Annotated in this window: 9 protein-coding genes; 1 reads left to right on the forward strand and 8 read right to left on the reverse strand. The window is 75.9% G+C overall.

Annotation, left to right across the window (positions count from 1 at the left end; genetic code table 11):
* Nucleotides 1-10: 10 nt before the first annotated feature.
* From ACIQI7_RS03115 to eccCa, 7 genes are all read right to left on the reverse strand, one after another.
* Entirely contained in the window at nt 11-1,327 is a 1,317-nt protein-coding gene (locus tag ACIQI7_RS03115; protein WP_401104410.1) for a S8 family serine peptidase, read from the reverse strand.
* Nucleotides 1,324-4,689: a right-handed parallel beta-helix repeat-containing protein gene (locus tag ACIQI7_RS03120; protein WP_401104412.1), complete on the reverse strand. Its 3,366-nt coding sequence runs from the start codon at nt 4,687-4,689 to the stop codon at nt 1,324-1,326. Before ACIQI7_RS03120 ends, ACIQI7_RS03115 begins: the two co-directional genes overlap by 4 nt.
* Before the next feature lie 147 nt (nt 4,690-4,836).
* Nucleotides 4,837-6,318 (reverse strand): hypothetical protein, encoded by a 1,482-nt coding sequence (locus ACIQI7_RS03125; protein WP_401104415.1) that lies wholly within the window; start codon nt 6,316-6,318, stop codon nt 4,837-4,839.
* A 79-nt stretch (nt 6,319-6,397) separates the two neighbouring features.
* On the reverse strand, nt 6,398-6,835 hold the full coding sequence (locus tag ACIQI7_RS03130; protein ID WP_401104418.1) for a hypothetical protein: 438 nt from the start codon (nt 6,833-6,835) through the stop codon (nt 6,398-6,400).
* 164 nt (nt 6,836-6,999) lie between these two features.
* Nucleotides 7,000-8,079: a hypothetical protein gene (locus tag ACIQI7_RS03135; RefSeq protein WP_401104421.1), complete on the reverse strand. Its 1,080-nt coding sequence runs from the start codon at nt 8,077-8,079 to the stop codon at nt 7,000-7,002.
* Between the two features lie 224 nt (nt 8,080-8,303).
* On the reverse strand, nt 8,304-10,706 hold the full coding sequence (locus ACIQI7_RS03140; protein ID WP_401104424.1) for a hypothetical protein: 2,403 nt from the start codon (nt 10,704-10,706) through the stop codon (nt 8,304-8,306).
* A complete protein-coding gene (gene eccCa / locus ACIQI7_RS03145) occupies nt 10,706-14,620 on the reverse strand; it encodes a type VII secretion protein EccCa (protein WP_401104574.1) in 3,915 nt (1,304 codons plus the stop codon). The genes ACIQI7_RS03140 and eccCa overlap by 1 nt, the downstream gene beginning before the upstream one ends.
* A gap of 294 nt (nt 14,621-14,914) precedes the next feature.
* On the opposite strand from eccCa, the gene eccD reads away from it, so the two are divergent.
* Complete coding sequence (gene eccD, locus ACIQI7_RS03150; RefSeq protein WP_401104427.1) at nt 14,915-16,264, forward strand: type VII secretion integral membrane protein EccD; 1,350 nt, start codon at nt 14,915-14,917, stop codon at nt 16,262-16,264.
* Between the two features lie 104 nt (nt 16,265-16,368).
* Here the strand turns inward: eccD and ACIQI7_RS03155 are convergent, their stop codons facing one another.
* Nucleotides 16,369-17,016, reverse strand: a complete 648-nt coding sequence (locus ACIQI7_RS03155; protein WP_401104430.1) for a type VII secretion system-associated protein — start codon at nt 17,014-17,016, stop codon at nt 16,369-16,371.
* Nucleotides 17,017-17,022 lie beyond the last annotated feature (6 nt).

Below are 17,022 nucleotides of genomic sequence, written 5' to 3' on the forward strand. Positions count from 1 at the left end.
CGGCGCCCCGTCAGCTCTCCTCCGCCCGGCCCGGGCGCCAGCCTCGGGCGCGGGCCCGGGGGGCAACGGCGCCGGCCGCCGCGACCAGGGCGATGACGGCGAGGGAGGAGAGCGCGATGAGGCTCGCCTGGGTGCCGGTGTCGCTCGGGGGCGGGGCGGGGGGCATGGTGGGGGCGGCCGCCGGGGTGGGCGGGGCCGGGGCCGCGGGGGCGGCGAGGCGGCTGACGGCGGCGACGGGGTCGACGGTGCCGTGGCCGTACTGGGGGCCGGGGCCGCGGTAGGCGGTGGTCTCCAGGCGCTGGGCCAGCTGGTCGGCGGTCAGGTCGGGGCGGTAGCCGAGGACGAGGGCGGCGGTGCCGGCCACGAAGGCGGTGGCGAAGCTGGGGCCCGCGCCGGTGTAGTAGCCGCCGGGGGCCGGACCGGGGCCGGTGACGGCGTCGCCGGGGGCGGCCAGGTCGATCCGGCCGCCGACCGGGACGGCCGAGGGGCCGTCCGGGAGCGCGCCGCCGGGCGCGAGGTCCCGGACGGCGAGCACTTCGGGGTAGGCCGCGGGGTAGGCCGGGCCGGGCTTGACCGTTCCGGAGGCGTCGGTCGGGGCGGTGTCGGGGGCGGCCGGGGCGACGACCAGCGCCCCCTTGGCGCGCGCCGTACGGACCGCGGCGGCGAGGGCGTCGGTGCCGGTGGGCAGCGCCACGGCGACCGCGATGACCCGCGCGCCCCGGTCGGCGGCGGTGGTGATGCCCTGGGCCAGCAGGTCCGCCGAGGCGGTTCCGGCGTCGTTGGTGACGGAGACGGCGAGGATCCGGGCGCGCGGCGCCAGGCCGGCGAAGCCCGCTCCCTCGCGCTGGTCGGCGGCGATCAGGCCGGCCAGGAAGGTGCCGTGGCCGACGCAGTCCTGGGCGGGGTCGGGGCCGCCGGGCAGCGGGGCCAGGTCGAGCCGGCCGGCCAGCAGGCCGCTGCCGTCCTTGACCCCGGAGCCGAGGACGGCGACGGTGACGCCCTCGCCGCGGCTGAGCGGCCAGACCCGCTCGGGCCGCAGGAAGGTCTGCGGCCAGGGGGTGAGCTGGGTGCCCTTGGTGGAGGGCGGCAGGCAGCCGGCCGACCGTCCGCTCGCGTCGCGCCGCTGCTGGCTGACGCCGGGCAGGGCGTCGGGGGCGTCGGCGGCGGCGGTGCCCGCCGGGACCAGCCCGGAGGCCAGCGTCCCGGCGGTCAGCAGCCCGACGGCCGTGAGCCGGACGGCCGAACGGCCGACGGACGTGAGCCGACCAGCCGACAGCCGACCGGCCGGCAGCCCGGCCACCGCCCGGGCCCGGGGCGCCGTCCTCATGCGAAGCTGCCGATCCGCTCGACCGGGATGTCCTGCGGCAGCAGCAGGCTGAGCTCGTCGAGGTCCGCCACGTCGAGCCGGGACAGTCGGCCCGCCTGCCGGGTGATCATCGCTTCCAGCACCTGCCGGGCGAACCGCCCGTTGCCGAAGGAGCGGTCGCGCGGGACGGCGCCGAACAGGGTGCCGAGCGCGGCCAGGGTCTCCGGAGCGCAGGTGTAGCCGGCGGTCTCGGCCTGCACCCGGACGATGGTGACGAGTTCCTCGTCCGCGTAGTGGTCGAAGGTGATCTCCCGGGAGAACCGGGAGGCCAGGCCGGGGTTGGAGGCGAGGAAGCCGCGCATCTCCTCCTGGTAACCGGCCACGATCACCACGACCTCGTCGCGGTGGTCCTCCATCAGCTTCATCAGGGTGTCGACGGCCTCCTGGCCGAAGTCCCCGCCGGAGCCGTTGCGGGGCGTCAGGGTGTACGCCTCGTCGATGAACAGCACGCCGCCGCGGGCGCGTTCGAAGGCGTCCCGGGTGAGCTGGGCGGTGTGGCCGATGTAGCGGCCGACCAGGTCGGCGCGGGCGGTCTCGATCAGCTGGCCGGAGGGCAGCACGTCGAGTTCGGCGAGGAGTTCGCCGTAGAGCCGGGCGACGGTGGTCTTGCCGGTGCCGGGCGGGCCGGAGAACACCAGGTGGTGGCTGATCGTGGCGGCGGGCAGTCCGGCCTCGATCCGGCGCCTGGTCTGCTTGGTCAGGTTGACCAGGTCCTCGACCTGCTCCTTGGCGGCGGCGAGGCCGACCATGGCGCGCAGCCGGTCGAGCAGGCCGGGTTGCTCGGCCCGTTCCTCGCCGGCGGCGGCCGCGGCGGCCTCCTCGCCGACGTCGGCGGGCAGCAGCCGGGTGAGCGCCTCGTTGTCGAAGTGCTCCAGCTCGGCGAGCCGGGAGGCCTGCCGGTCGACCATCTCCTCGAACACCTTGCGGGCGGCCCGGCCGTTGCCGAAGTCGGCGCCCTTGGGCATCCGCTCGAAGTGCGCGGCGAGTGCCTCGCGGGTGCCCTCGGCGAGTTCGTAGCCGTGGCCGCCGGCGGCGTGCTCGACGATCGTGGTGAGCTCGTCGTCGCTGTAGTTGGCGAACTCGACGGTGCGGCTGAACCGGGAGGCCAGGCCCGGGTTGGAGGCCAGGAACTCGCGGATCTCCGCCTCGTACCCGGCGACGATCACGACCAGGTCGTCGCGGTGGTCCTCCATCAGCTTGACCAGGGTGTCGATGGCCTCCCGGCCGAAGTCCGGCCCGGTGCCGCCGGAGCCCGCCGACAGGGTGTACGCCTCGTCGATGAACAGCACCCCGCCGAGCGCCTCCTTGACCACCTCGGTGGTCTTCAGGGCCGTCCCGCCGATGATCGAGGCGACCAGGTCGGCCCGGGCGACCTCGACCAGGTGGCCGCTGCGCAGCACGCCGAGCTCGGCGAGGATCGCGCCGTAGAGCCGGGCGACGGTGGTCTTGCCGGTGCCGGGCGGGCCGGCGAAGACGAGGTGCCGGCTCATCGGCAGGGCGGGCAGCCCGGCCTGTTCGCGGCGGCGGGCCAGCTTGTTGAGGTTGACCAGGGTGGCGACCTGCTCCTTGACGCCCTTCAGGCCGACCAGGGTCTGCAGGACGGCCTGCGGGCCCTGCGGTTCGGCGGGGGCCGAGCCGGGCCCGGCGGTCCCCTCGGCCGGGGCGTCCGCGCCGTCGACGGCGGGGACGGCACCGGGCTCGGTGGTGGCGACGGCGGCGGTGCCGTGGGCGTCCGGCGAGCGGTTGTCGCGGCTGTCGAGGTTCTCCAGCGCGAGGCGCTCGGTCGGCTCGGTCTGCCGCAGCCCGGCGCCCTGGTTCTCGGCGGCCACGCAGTCGGTGAGCCGGACCGGCTCGGTGGACTCGGAGCGCAGCCCGTCCACGGTGTTGTCGACGAGCTGGCAGGAGGTCAGGGTGGCGCGGGCGCCGGGCAGCAGGTGCAGCCCGTGCCGCCGGTTGGTCCGCAGCCGGGTGCGGGTGGCGGTCAGTTCGCCGCCGTCCTCGACGCCCGCCCCGTCGAGGGCGTTGTCGGTGGACTCGACGTCGCGCAGGGTGGCGATGCCCTCGGGGCCGACCGAGATCCCGCAGGATCCGCTGCCGCGCACCAGGCTGCCGCCGAGGTAGGTGTTGGCGCCGTCGGCGATCCGCACGCCGTGCCGGCCGGCGTCGATGACGGTGACGTCCTCCAGTCGGCCGCGCCCGTCGTGCAGCGCCTCGATCCCGTGGCCGCCGGCGGCGGTGACGGTGCTGCGGCGCAGCAGCGGGTTGGCGCCCTCGCGCACCACGATGCCGACGCCGGCCGCGTCGCGGACCTCCAGCCGGTCGAACTCGGCGGCGCTCTCCCCGGTGAGTTCGACGCCGTCGGTCCCGGCGTCGCGCACCACCGCCCGCACCAGGCTGGGCCCGGCCGACTCGCCGACGTGGATGCCGGCCTGGGCGGGGGCGGTGACCTCGCAGTCCTCCAGGGTGCCCCGGGCCCGGCCGGCGATGTGCAGGCCGTGGCCCTGGGGGCGGACGGCCCGGCAGCGGCGCAGCAGCGGGTCGGTGCCGTTGGTGAGGACGTAGCCGTGGCCGCGCACGGCGGTGACGGTGACGTCCTCCAGGACGACCCGGGCGGTGGAGCCGACGAAGACGCCGAGCGCGCTGTCCCGGACCTCGGTGCGCAGCAGGCGGGTGGTGCTCTGCTCCTCCAGGGCGACGGCGGGCTTGTCGGTGGCGGAGATCTCGCAGTCCTCGACCAGGCCGCGGGACTCGCCGTTGGCGCACAGGCCGTTGCCGCGCGCGTCGCGCAGCACGCAGCGCCGTACGGTCGGGTTGGCCCGCTCGCCGATCACCACGGCCGAGGTGCCGAGGTGTTCGATGACGCTGTCCTCGATCACGCTGGCACCGGTGGAGGTCTCGACCAGCCCGGCGCCGGCCGGGTTGGTCACCCGGCTGCCGCGCATGGCGAGTTCGCCCTGCTGGCGGGTGAGCACGGCGGTCCACGCGTTGCCGATCACCTCGCAGTCCTGCATGGCGAGTTGGCCGCGCGGGACGTCCACGGCGGGCAGGTCGTCGTCCTGCCCCTGGAGCACCAGGCCGGTGAGCTGGACGGCCTCGGTGAGCACCTGGACCACCGAGCCGCGCCGCGGGCTGATCCGCACGCTGCCCCGGACGTCCTCGGCGGTGATGCTCACCACCTTGGTGAGCACCAGGTTCTCGTCGTACCGGCCGGGGCGGACCGAGATCACCGCGCCGCTGCGGGCAGCCTGGAGGGCTTCGCCGATCGTGCGGTAGGAGCCGGGCTCCCGCTGCTCCGCGCAGACCGTCAGCACCGGGCGCGACATTGCCTGGGGTTCCCTTCGTCGTGGGACGTTGTGGTTCGGTGGTTCGGTGGTTCGGTGGGGTTCGGTGGTTCGGTGGTTCGGTGGGGTTCGGTGGTTCGGGTCGGTGGTGCGGGTCGGTGGGTCGGGTCGGTGGGCTCGGGGCGCGGGTCAGGCCGTGCAGGTGGCCCGGACGGCGCTGGCGGCGTGGTGGGCGTAGGTGTCGGTGCTGCCCTTGAAGTCCAGGCCGCGGCTGTGCAGCGTCAGCGAGATCGGGCCGCGGTAGGTGAAGGGCCCCTGGTTCACCCAACTGCCCCGACTGGCCGTCTGGTTGACGGAGAACGAGCCGATCTGGCCACCGCCGCTCTGCACCGTGTAGTAGCTCGGGTTGCCGCCGACCTGCTTCACGTCTCCGCTGGCCGGGATGTAGACGGACAGGGTGCAGCTGGTGACCTTGTCCACGGTGAAGGTCCAGACCACCGAGTTGCTGTTGTCGTCCTTGTTCGCGTCCCCGGACATCGGCATCGAGACGAAGTTTCCGGTGCAGCCGTCGCCGCCGTAGCCGCCGGAGTTGGTGCGCCAGCCCTTGTCGCCCTGGTCGAACCAGCCGTTGGCCTTGTACGTGCCGCCGGGCTTGCAGTACGGGCCTGCGACCATGGTGACCGGTGCGGGCGGTTTGGCGGCCGGGGGCGCGGGCTGCTGGGGCGCCGGCGGGTTCGGGGCAGGCGGGTTCGGGGCCGGCTGGTTGGGGGCCGGGATCACGCCGCCGGAACCACCGGAGCCGCTCGAACCGCCCGAACCGCCCGAGGCGGAGCCCGAACCGCCCTGGGGCCGGTCCACCCCACCGGGGGAACCACCGGCGCTCCCGGCGGGGTTGGCCGCACCGCCGGGCCGGACGGCGGCGCCCGCGCCGCCGGTCCCGTTCGGGGCCGCGGCCGGCTGGTCGCCCGGAGGCGGTGAACTCGAACCGTCGACCGGCGGGACCACCGCGCCCGGCTGACCGTCGGGCGTGGGGTTCACCGGATCGATGCTGCCGCCGTGCGCGTCGAAACCGGGGACGTAACCGCTGCCGCCGTCGCCGCCCTGCCCGTAACCGGGCGGGACGTCGGCCTGCGCGGGCCCGTGCTTGGGGTCGTTGCCGCCGAGCTGGGTCACCACCACGGAGGTGCCGACCAGCACCAGGCCGACGGCGACGGCCGCGGCGATCATCGGACGGGAGACCTTGCCCGGACGCGGCCCCGGGTCCGCGGCACCGTCACCGCCGGGCTCGGCGGCCGCGGCGGCGGCGAGCGCCACCGCCTCGGGCCCCGCGGGGGCCGCCGAGGCGGACCGGTTCGCGGCGGGGGACGGCACGGTCGCCGGGCCGATCCCCGCCCCGGCCTCCGGCTTCGCCCCGGACTCGGATTCGGCCTCCGGCGTGACCTCGGTCTCCGCCCCGGCCTCGGGCCGCGGCGCGGTCCGCGAACCCGTCGTCGCGCCGCCCGTGGCCCCGGATCCCAGCCCGGCGGCCGGCGGCGCGGGGAGCACCGCGGTCGCGGCGCTCGCGGACTCCTCCTCGGGCGCCGCCTCGGCCGCCAACGCCCAGTTCACCGCCGGGAGCCGGAAGCCGCCCGACCTCCGCTCCGGCTCGCCGCGCTGCTCCTCGCCCACCATGCATCCCCTGCGTTCGACGACACTCCTGTGGGGAGGTACGGACGGCGTGCCCGAACCGGTTCAGCCGCATCGGCGCGGTTCAGGACCCGACCGTCCAGACCGGCTCCTCGGCCGCCTCCGGCGGGGTCAGCACGAAGGAGACGGCCTGCTCCAGCACCTCCGCCGACGGCTCCTCCCACGGCCCGTCACCCTGCTCGCGCACGTGCGCGAGCAGCTCGGGGTCGGGCGCCAGCCCGTACTCCTCCAGGTAGTACGTGACGGTGTCGGTCCAGACCCACCGGCCGTCGGTGCGGAAGCCCATCGGCACGACGCCGCGCCGGCCCGGGTCGACCACGTCGTCCATCAGCATCGGCGTCAGCAGCACCGCCGCCCCGGCCCGCAGGTACCGGGCGACGGACTCGCGCTCCGCCCCCGCCGCCAGCCGCGGCCGGTCCGGCGCGAACCCGGGCCCGGTCACCGGATCCACCGCGTCGAACACCGCCGCGAGCCGGAACCCGCCCCGCACCGTCTCGCTCATCCCGCACTCCTCCCGCCGGCCACATCCCTACGTACCCTCCGACGGACGGCCGGCGGCGCCGGGTTCACCGGGGGCGGCGGACCGCCGTCGGGGTTCCGTGACCACGACCGGGAGCACGGCCGGAGGTCCTTCCGGCCGTGCTCCCGGAAGGACCTCCGGCAGAGCTACCAGATGCGCTTCGAGACCGCCGCGTTGTCGGGGAACAGGCTGCTCCTGGCGCCGTTCCACCTGATCGTGATCGTCCACGAGAGGTACCCCAGGGGTGTCGGGAACACCGCCGGTGTCGAGTTCGACGGGGCGAGCGCACCGGCCGGGCGGCGCCAGCCGTCGAAGGTGTTGCCGCCGTCGTTCGACGTGCTCTCCCACACGTACCCGTCGTTCCCGATGCAGGAGATCATGACGCGCTGCTGCTCGGCGTAGCCCGGCTGACCGGGGCCGACCACGGTGGTCTGGTTCCCGAGCCGCGCCGCCCCCACGCCGCTGGCGCACTCGGCACCACCGTTCACCTCGGACAGGTCCCGGACCGCGCCGGTCGTGGGATTCGTCGTCTCGCGCCACACCCGGTGGTCGGTTCCCGTGAAGAAGCTGCGCAGCACCGACTCGTAGTAATGGGTGCCGTAGACGGCGATCTGGCTGTCACCCTCGATGTCCGTGGCATTGGTACCGAGGAGCGCGTGCGAGGTCACCCCCCAACCGTCGGCCGTCAGTGTCCCGTTGTAGTTCCTCAGGAACGTGATGTTGATGCGCCGGTAGGTGTTCGGCACCTCGATCATGAGGTCCCGGGTGGCCGAGCTGATGGTGAGGATCGGGCTGCCGATCGCGTTGGCACCGGCCGGGAGCCGGACCCAGTTCGTCCAGAAGTTCAGGGATCCGTTGTTCGCCTGGCTGTACCAGATCTCCCCGTCCAGGCCTCGGATGACGACCATCGCGCGCCCCGGAGGGTACTCGATGATCCGCGGCGGCGATGTGGTCCGGGACGCGTTGTCGCCGCCGAGGGGGTGCCAGCTCCCGCCGTTGTAGCGGAACCAGATGTTGTTGTCCGTGCCCCGGGCGACGTCGTACGTGGCACCGCCGATCGTCACCGAGTACACCGCCGACAGCACCCGTGACTGGTTTCCGTCGAGACTGATCCACTCCGTCTCCGCGGCCTGCGCCGGACCGGGCGTGCCGGCCAGTACCAGCACCACCCCGGCGAACGCGGCCAGCACCGCGCGCCAACCGCGGACCATACGCTGACGAACCAAGGACACAACGACCTCCCTGCCGTTTACCTGCGACGTCCGGTGTTCCGTACGGAGCGTTCGACGTTCCGTACGGAGCGTTCCGCGTGAGGAGTCTCGTCCGTCGTGGTCACGGTGGTTGCCAGTGCGCGCACTGGCGGATGCCCCCCAGCGCACCGGGCCGCGCCGCCTCCTCGCCGCGCCGCGCGCACCGACCGACGAGGCGTCGGGATCCGTCGTCCCGACGGTCACCCGGCGCCGGAGTCGGCGCCGAGGGCGAGGGTGTAGCGGGCGGGGTCGGCGGGGCGGATCCGGTCGGCGGGGGCGACGGCGTCGCGGCGGGCGAGCCAGGTGCGCAGCCGGTCGGGGCCCGGGCGGACGCCGCCGATCTCGTGGAGCAGCACCCGGGGCGGGCGGCCGCCGTCCGGGTCCGCCGGCTCGACCTCGACCACCTCGAACGCCGTGCCCGGAGCGAAGATCACCGTCGGCTGGTCGCCCGGCTCGCCGAAGGCCGAGCTGCGGCGGCCGCCGACGGACCAGATGGCGAACTCGATCCCGACGTCCTCCCCCAGGTCCACCCCGGGCGCCGCCAGGCCGGTCACCGGGGCCGGCTCGGTCAGCACCGTGCCCGGGGCGTACGCGGCGAGGTCGCAGGCCTGCGCCGGGCCGGCGACCAGCACGCCGCCGTAGTGGCTGGGCAGCCGCCGCAGCCCGGCGGCCAGGCAACGCAGGTACGGACCGTAGGGGCCGGGCGCGCCGGACCGGGCCGCCGCGAGCAGCTCGGCGCGCGGGGCCAGCGGGCCGGGGTCGCCGTGCTGCAGCAGGACGGCGACCAGTTCGGGGCCCTGTCCGCCCTCCTCCGCCCGGGCTCGCAGGGCGGGCAGCCGGGTGGCGACGTCCTCGGCCCGCCGCGCCAGGCGCTGGTAGGCGGGGCCGAGCTGGGCGGCCAGGGCCGCGCCGTCCGCGGCGGGGGTGGAGGGCGTGGTGGGCACCGGCGGTGCCGGGGACAGGGACGGGGGCGTGACGGCGGGCACCACGGGCTCGGGGACCGGCTCGGGTTCCGGGACCGGCGCAGGCTCGGGGGCGGGAACCGGCTCCGGCTCGGGCTCAGGAACCGGGTCGGGCTCGGTGACCGGGTCGGGCTCGGTGACCGGCTCCTCAGCCGCGGGCTCCTCCGGGACGGCCTCAGGGACCAACATTGGCCCTTCGTCGACCTCCAGTGGAGCCTCCGCCACGAACGCACCGCCCGACGTCGCCACCATCGCGGCGGGCTCCGGAACCGTCACGGGTTCGGGCTCGGGCTCGGCCTCCGGAACCGCCACCGGCTCAGGCTCAGGCTCAGGCTCGGGTATGACCATCGGCTCGGGCTCGGAAACCACCACCGCCTCCGGCCCCACCACAGCCTCGGCCACCGACGCAACCTCGCCCACCGCCTCCGCCCCGACCCAGTCAAGCCCGTACAGCCGCGCGCAGAACCGCCCCACCGCCGCCGACCCCACGTCCAGCGCCCCCGCCACCGCGAGCGCGAGCCGTGCCGGCCCGGGCGGCAGCGCGCCCAGCACCGCACCGAGGTGGTCCCAGACCGTCTCCGGCACCGGCCGGCCCGGCGTGCCCACGACCAGCACCGGCTGCGCCGGGTCCGGCCGGCGCAGCCGGGGCCCGCGGTCCGGGGTGGCGGCCGGGCGCAGCCACAGGCCGGCCGCCACCGCCTCCAACTCCCAGCCAGGGAAGGCCGGGTAGCGCGCCGCGCCGGGGGCGGCGGGCAGGTCGGGGCGGGTGCGCCAGCCCACGGCGGTGACGGTGCGCTCGCGCGGGCGGGCGACCAGTTCGGTGAGGTACGGTTCCCAGCCCTCGCCGCCGTCCGCCGCCGGGTGGACGTGCCGCGCGCCGAAACCGGACGCCCCCGCCGTGCCGACCGGCACGCCGACCGCGGCCCGCACCTCCTGCCCGAGCGAGGCGGCCAGCACCGCCGCCAGTTCGATGAGTTCGACCGGAGCGGCCCACGGCGCGCTCAGCACGAGGCGCTCCCCCCGCCCGGCCGTCTCCTGCAACAGGGATGCCGCATCGGCCAGTTGGGCTCCGCTGGGCAGCGGCCCGGCCGGCTCGCCGATGACCAGCAGCAGGCCGTCCGCCGGCGCGACGGCCCGGTCCAGCACGGCGGGCCGGACCGGCCCGACCGCCGCCTCGGTCACCCAGTACGCCCCGTCGGCCAGCGGGGTGACGGTCGCGGCGGCGGGCCAGCGGCCGCCGAGCGGCTCCGCTCCCCCGCCGGGACGGCAGCGCCACCACGTCCCGTCCACGGCCGGCAGGGTGCCGTCCGCCTCGACGCTGACCACGGTGTCCGGCGCGACGACCGTCAACCCGCTGCGCCGGGCGAGCAGTTCGGCGGGCCGCCGGCCGTCCGGGCCGACCGCCGCCAGCCCGGAGGCGGCCAGCACCAGCACCTCGGCGTCACGCTCACGCGCCGCTCGGGCGAGTTCGTCCAGCGAGCCGAGCAGGACGGGCGCCGCGTCCGCGGCGGCGGCGAGCAGCAGCAGCGCCCGCGGCTCCGCCCGCACCGGCGCCAGCGCCTCGGCCAGTCCGTCCGCCTCCGCGCCGGGCGGGGCGATCACGTAGTGCGGGCCGAGCGCCCGCAGCGTCGCGGCACCCATCACTCTTCCTCCGCCAGCTGCGCGGTCTGCACCAGCACGGACCGCCGCCGGGTGATGTACAGGCCGCGGCCGGCCGGGTACTGGCGGGGCTTGAGGTTGCCGAACAGGTAGCCCTCGGACGGCGGGCAGGACATCAGCAGGGTGGGCGAGTTGACCTCCTGGAGCTTGCGGATCAGCGGGTCGCCGAGCGACCGGCCGATGCCGTTGGCGCCGCGGGCGACGACCAGGTGGAGGCCGATCTCGGCGCCCTGGGAGAGGTCCTCCAGCAGGGCGGCGAAGGGGTGGGCACCACTGCTGGAGCCGACCAGGTCGTAGTCGTCGACGAGGACGAAGAGCTCGGGGCCGGTCCACCAGTCACGCAGCCGCAGCCGGGCGGGGGTGATGTCGGCGGGCGGGATCCGGTTCTTCATCGCCCGGGACGCGCCGTCCACGATCTGGCGGAGCTTGTCGACGGCCACCGCGTAGCCGAGGCGGTACTCCTCGGGCACCGCGTCGTACAGGCCGCGCCGGTAGTCGACGAGCATGATCCTCGCCTCCGCCGGGGTGTAGGCGGTGGTGATGGCCTTGATCATCAGCCGCAGCAGGTTGGTCTTGCCGGCTTCGCTGTCGCCGACGACCAGCAGGTGCGGGCTCTCCTCGAAGTCGTGCCAGAGCGGCGAGACCTCGGTCTCCTCCAGGCCGATCGGCACCCGCAGCCGGCCCTCGGGGGCGGGCAGCCGGGCCGCGTCCAGGGTGAGCGGGAGCATCCGGACCTCGGGGGCGCGCGACCCGGTCCAGTGCGCGGCGACCGCGTCGACCAGGTCGGCGACGCCCTCGCCGAGGTCGTCGGTGCGCCCGGAGCCGTCGATCCTGGGCAGGGCGGAGAGGAAGTGCAGCTGCTCGTCGGTGAGGCCGCGGCCGGGCAGCTTGGGCACCTTGGCGGCGGCCCGCATGTTGATCATGGAGTCGACGGAGTCGCCGAGGCGCAGCTCGAAGCGGGTCTGGAGCTGGTCGCGCAGACCGCCGGTGATCTCGCCCCACCGGGTGGTGCCGATGACCAGGTGGACGCCGTAGTTGAGGCCGCGCTGGGACATCAGGGTGAGCGGCTGCACCAGGTCGTTGAACTCCTGGCGCAGGGTGTTCCAGCCGTCGACCACCAGGAAGACGTCGCCGTGGGCCTCGTCGGGCAGTCCGCCCGCGGCCCGGCGGCGGCGGAAGGCCGCGACGGAGTCGATGCCCAGCTCGGCGAAGTACTGCTCCCGGCGGGTGATGATCCCGTTGACCTCGGCCACGGTCCGCAGCACCCGCTCGCCGTCGTGCCGGCCGGTGACCCCGCCGACGTGCGGCAGGCCGCGCAGCGCGGACAGCGTGCCGCCGCCGAAGTCCAGGCAGTAGAACTGGACTTCACGTGGGGTGTGGGTGAGTGCCAGGCCGGTGATCAGGGTGCGCAGCAGGGTGCTCTTGCCGCTCTGCGGGGCACCGGCGATGCCGATGTGGCCACCGGCGCCGGAGAGGTCGGCGACGAGCATGTCGCGCAGCTGGTGGAAGGGGCGGTCGACCACGCCGACCGGCAGGTCGAGGGCACCGTGACGGGTCTCGTCCTCGGTGGTGAGGCCGCGCTCGGGGTGCGGGACCAGCGGCGGCAGCAGCTCGTCGAGGGTGGGCGGGACGTCCAGCGGCGGCAGCCAGACCCGGTGGGCGGGCGGACCGGCGTCGCGCAGACGGTCGGCCGCGATCTCCAGCAGCGAGCCGGCCGAGGCCGGCTCCTCCGCGGGCTCGGTCTCCGCCGCCGGCCGCTGCCGGGGCATCACGTAGTCGGTGCCGTACGCGACGACCTGGCCGGCGATGGCCGCCTGCTGGGCGGCGCGGCGCTTGGGGCGGTACGGGCCGGAGACGTAGGCGGCCTTGAACCGGGTGAGGGTGGAGATGTCGCTGCGCAGGAAGCCGTTGCCGGGCTGGGAGGGCAGCTGGTAGGCGTCCGGGACGCCGAGCACGCCGCGGCTCTCCATGGCGGAGAAGGTCCGCAGGCCGATCCGGTAGGACAGGTGGGACTCCAGCGCGCTCATCCGGCCCTCGTCGAGCCGCTGCGAGGCCAGCAGCAGGTGCACGCCGAGCGAGCGGCCGAGTCGGCCGATCATGATGAACAGCTCCATGAAGTCCCGGTGCGCGGACAGCAGTTCGCTGAACTCGTCGACCACCACGAAGAGCGTGGGCAGCGGCCGCAGCACGGTGCCGGCGGCGCGCGCGGTCTCGTAGTCCAGCAGCGAGGCGTAGCCGGCCTCGCGCAGCACCTCCTGGCGGCGGACGAGTTCGCCGTGCAGGGCGTCGCGCATGCGGTCCACCAGCGCGGCCTCGTCGGCCAGGTTGGTGATCACGGCGGAGGTGTGCGGCAGGGTGTCCAGGCCGAGGAAGGTCGCGCCGCCCTTGAAGTCGACCAGGACGAAGTTGAGCACCTCGGAGGAGTGGGTGACGGCGAGCGCCAGCACCAGGGTGCGCAGCAGCTCGGACTTGCCGGAGCCGGTGGCGCCGATCAGCATGCCGTGCGGGCCCATGCCGCCCTGCGCGGACTCCTTGAGGTCCAGGTCGACGGGCCGGCCGTCCGGGCCGAGGCCCAGCGGCACGCGCAGCCGCTGGGGGATGCCGCGCTGGGCCCAGAGCGCCTCGACGTCGTGGGCGTGCAGGTCGGGGATGCCGAGCAGGGCGGTCAGGTCGAAGTCGGTGGCGAGCGGCTCGGCGGCGTCGACGCCGTCGGCGATCCGGTAGCGGGCGAGCCGGGCGGCCAGCCGGGTCGTCGCGGGCAGGGGGAGCGCGTCGGGTCGGCCGAGGTCGGTGACCACGTCCTTGCGGTTGCGGTCGGCGCCGACCATGGTGAGCCGGCCCTCCTCGATCCGCAGCCGCAGGGTGGTCCGGGCCGCGCGCCACTCCAGGGAGTCGCAGAGGTCGATCAGGACGGCGTTGCGGTAGCCGGTCAGCGCGGCACGGCTGCCGGAGTGCGCGCCGGGACCGTCCAGCACCAGGACGGTGAACGGCTCGTCCCGGTCGGGGACGGCGTCGGGCTCGAAGCCGGGACGGCCGGTGAACTCCTCGCCGAGCAGCTGCTCGACCTCGCCGAGGCTGCCGGCGACCAGCCGGACCGGGCCCGCGCCGTCGGTGTCGGTGGGGTGCAGGGCGTGCGGCAGCCACTTGGCCCACTCCCACGCGGGCCGCCGCTCGGTGTCGGTGACGACGGCGACCCGCAGCTCGTCCGGGCCGTGCACCACGGCGAGCTGGGCGAGTACGGCCCGCACCAGCGAACGGGCGGCCTCGGGGTCGTCCGAGCGCAGCAGCAGGTGGGCGAAGCCGCGCAGGTGGATCGCCATCGGCTGGTCGGCGAGGGTGCCGTAGGCGTGGATGAAGCGGCGCAGCGCGTGGGCGCAGAGCGGCTCCAGGTCCTCCACCGGCTTGGTGGCCAGCGGTGCGAGCGGGGTGGCCAGGCGCTGGGCGCCGAGTGCGATCCGGACGTCGCTGAAGTCGGGGTGGGCGGCCCGCCGCTCCCACAGCCGGGTGGTACCGACCAGTGCCCCCAGTTCGGTCGGCTCCGGGTGCCGCCAGGCCAGGGCCTTGCGCTGGGCGTCGATCGAGCGGCGCACCTGGCGGCGCATCTGGGAGAGGTAGCGCAGGTAGTCGCGGCGCTCGGCGCGCAGCTGCTGCTTGCGGTCGCTGGAGCCGCGGATCAGCTGGGTGACCAGCATGCCGACGGCGGACAGCGCCATCATGCCCATCGCGACATAGCTGAGCATCCCGCTGCGGCCGTCGCCCCCGCCGGGGTGCAGGAACATGAACACCATCGACAGCGAGCCGAGTGCCATCGGGGCCATGGCGATCACGCTCGCCATGCCGCTCTGCTTCTCCGGCAGGCCCGGCGGCTCCTGGAGCTGGATCTCGCCGTCCGGCATCTCGGGCCCCGGACGCCGGGGCGTCCGGTTGATCAGCTCCACGCTCACACAGGGCTCCTCACTGGGACGGGCTGCTCACCGTCCCGGGCTGCTCGGGGAGGACGGGCGCCGCACCTGCGGCTCCCCACCGCGGCGCCCGTCCCGTTCACACCCACGGACGGCGCCGGTCCCCGGGTTCACGACGGCGGTTGAACGCGGCGCGCCGGGCAGGCCGTTCATCCGGGCGTAGAAAGCACCACCCCACCGAACCGGAGGACCGGCGTGAGCAGCAGTGTCGTGGCAGGACTGTGCCGATTGAGGTTCCACGCACCGGGGACGGCCTTCGAGCTGGCCGTCCCCGCCGACGTGCCGCTGGCCGACCTGCTGCCCGCCGTCCTCGGGCACGCCGGCCCCGAACTGGCCGAGGAGGGCCTGGAGCACGGCGGCTGGGTGCTCCAGCGGCTCGGCGAGGAGCCGCTGGACGAGGAGCGCACCCCCGAGGCGCTCGGCCTGCACGACGGCGACGCGCTGTACCTGCGGGCCCGTCACGAGGCACTGCCGACCGTGCACTTCGACGACCTGGTGGACGGCGTCGCCACCGGCATGGAGGAGCGCGGCGACACCTGGCGCCCCGCACTCACCCGCGTCCTCGCCCTGGCCCTGGCGCTGGCCGCGCTGGCGGCCGGGTGGGTGCTGCTCGCGCTGCCCGGCGCCGCCGCCCCGCGCCAGGCCGCCGCCGCGGCGGTCGCCGTCCTGCTGCTGCTCGGCGCGGCCAGCGCCTCGCGGGCGATGTCCGACGCGGGCGCGGGGGCCGCGCTGGGCGCCGCCGCCGTGCCGTACCTGGCGCTCGCCGCCCTGCTGCTGCCGAACGGGCCGGACGACGGTGAGCTGCTCGGTGCCCGGATCCTGTCGGCCTCCTCGGCCGGGGCCGGGGCGGCGGTGCTGGCCCTGGCGGCGGTCGGCGCGGCGGCGCCGCTGTTCCTCGGGGTGGCGCTGGTGGCGCTGCTCGGGGTGCTGTCGGGGGTGCTGGTGCTCGCCGGGCTGACGCTCGCCCAGCTGGTCGCGGTCGTCGCGGTGGCGGCCGTCCTGGTCGGCGCCTTCGTGCCCTCGCTGGCCTTCCGGCTGTCCGGACTGCGGCTGCCGATGCTGCCGCGCAACGCGGAGGAGCTCCAGGAGAACATCGACCCGGTCCCGGCCGCCGCCGTGCTCCCCAGCGCCCTGGTCGCCGACGACTACCTGATGGCCCTGCACACCGCGATCGGCGCCGTCAGCGCCGCCTGCCTGGTGGTCCTGCCGTTCGCCGACGGCTGGGCCGGCCCCGCCGAGGCCGGCGCGCTGAGCCTGCTGCTCCTGCTGCACGGACGGGCCGTCGGCAGCACCCGCCAGCGCCTGGCCGTCCTGCTGCCCGGCGTCCTCGGCGGCCTGGTGCTGCTCGCCCGCGCCGCCACCGGAGCCACCACCACGGACCGGCTGCTGCTCGTGGCCGTCCTGCTGACCCTCACCGCCGCCCTCCTCGTCGCCGCCTGGACCGTCCCCGGCCGCCGCCTGCTCCCCTACTGGGGCCGCGCCGCCGACATCCTGCACACCCTCAGCGCGCTGTCCCTGCTGCCGCTCGCCCTCCAGGCCTGCGGCGTCTACCACCGCCTGCGCGGCCTGGCCGGCTGAGCCGGACGCGGATCCGCGGGCCCGTCACCGTCCCCGGTGGCGGGCCCGCGGCCGTCCGCCCTGGTACGGAGCGGCGCGGGAGCCGGAGCAGGAGCGGCGCGACGTCAGCCGAACGGGCGGAGCGGGCCGCCCCGGTGGTCGGCCCGGTCCCGGTCCTCCAGGGCCTCCCACAGGCCGCCGGGCTCCAGCCGCATCGCGGCCGGGGCCCCCGGGTTGACGACGATCCCGAGGCCGGGGGGCAGCCGCTCCAGCAGCGTGCCGGGGGCGACCACGGCATGTGCGGGGCTGCCTGCGGCCTCCAGCCAGGACCGTGCGGAGAACACCGCCACGGCCGGTTCGCCGTCCGGCAGTCCGAAGCCTCCGATGCTGCCGGAGTCGTCCAGCAGCACGGCGACCCGGGCCGAGGCGAGTTCGCGGTACACCTCGCCGCTCGGCCCGTACCCGGTCGCGGCCAGCCGGACGGCGGCGTCGACCGGGTCGGTCGGCGCGGGCCAGTCGAGGGCCAGCGGCGACGGACGGTACTCCTCGTTCGGCGCGAACTCCTCGACGGAGCCGTCCTCGCCCGCGCGCCAGCGGCCGATCACCGCCCAGTCCGGCGGCTCCCCCTCGCCCTGCCAGTGCGGGTCGACCAGCCCGATCCACTGGCCCGGCGCGGCCCTGGCGGCGGCCAGGATCCGCTCGGGCACCGGCTCGGGGGCCGGCGGGGGAACGGCGGGCGACGGTTCGTCGGGGCCCGGTCCGGGAGCTGTCATGGCGGT

The organism is Kitasatospora sp. NPDC092039 (genome assembly GCF_044756065.1).
Taxonomy (GTDB): domain Bacteria; phylum Actinomycetota; class Actinomycetes; order Streptomycetales; family Streptomycetaceae; genus Kitasatospora.

Excerpts from the sequence above, each read along its gene's own strand:
- ACIQI7_RS03115 (WP_401104410.1), bottom strand. The coding sequence starts at position 1,327 with ATGAGGACGGCGCCCCGGGCCCGGGCGGTGGCCGGGCTGCCGGCCGGT.
- ACIQI7_RS03120 (WP_401104412.1), bottom strand. The coding sequence starts at position 4,689 with ATGTCGCGCCCGGTGCTGACGGTCTGCGCGGAGCAGCGGGAGCCCGGC.
- ACIQI7_RS03125 (WP_401104415.1), bottom strand. The coding sequence starts at position 6,318 with ATGGTGGGCGAGGAGCAGCGCGGCGAGCCGGAGCGGAGGTCGGGCGGC.
- ACIQI7_RS03130 (WP_401104418.1), bottom strand. The coding sequence starts at position 6,835 with ATGAGCGAGACGGTGCGGGGCGGGTTCCGGCTCGCGGCGGTGTTCGAC.
- ACIQI7_RS03140 (WP_401104424.1), bottom strand. The coding sequence starts at position 10,706 with ATGGGTGCCGCGACGCTGCGGGCGCTCGGCCCGCACTACGTGATCGCC.
- eccCa (WP_401104574.1), bottom strand. The coding sequence starts at position 14,620 with ATGCCGGACGGCGAGATCCAGCTCCAGGAGCCGCCGGGCCTGCCGGAG.
- ACIQI7_RS03155 (WP_401104430.1), bottom strand. The coding sequence starts at position 17,016 with ATGACAGCTCCCGGACCGGGCCCCGACGAACCGTCGCCCGCCGTTCCC.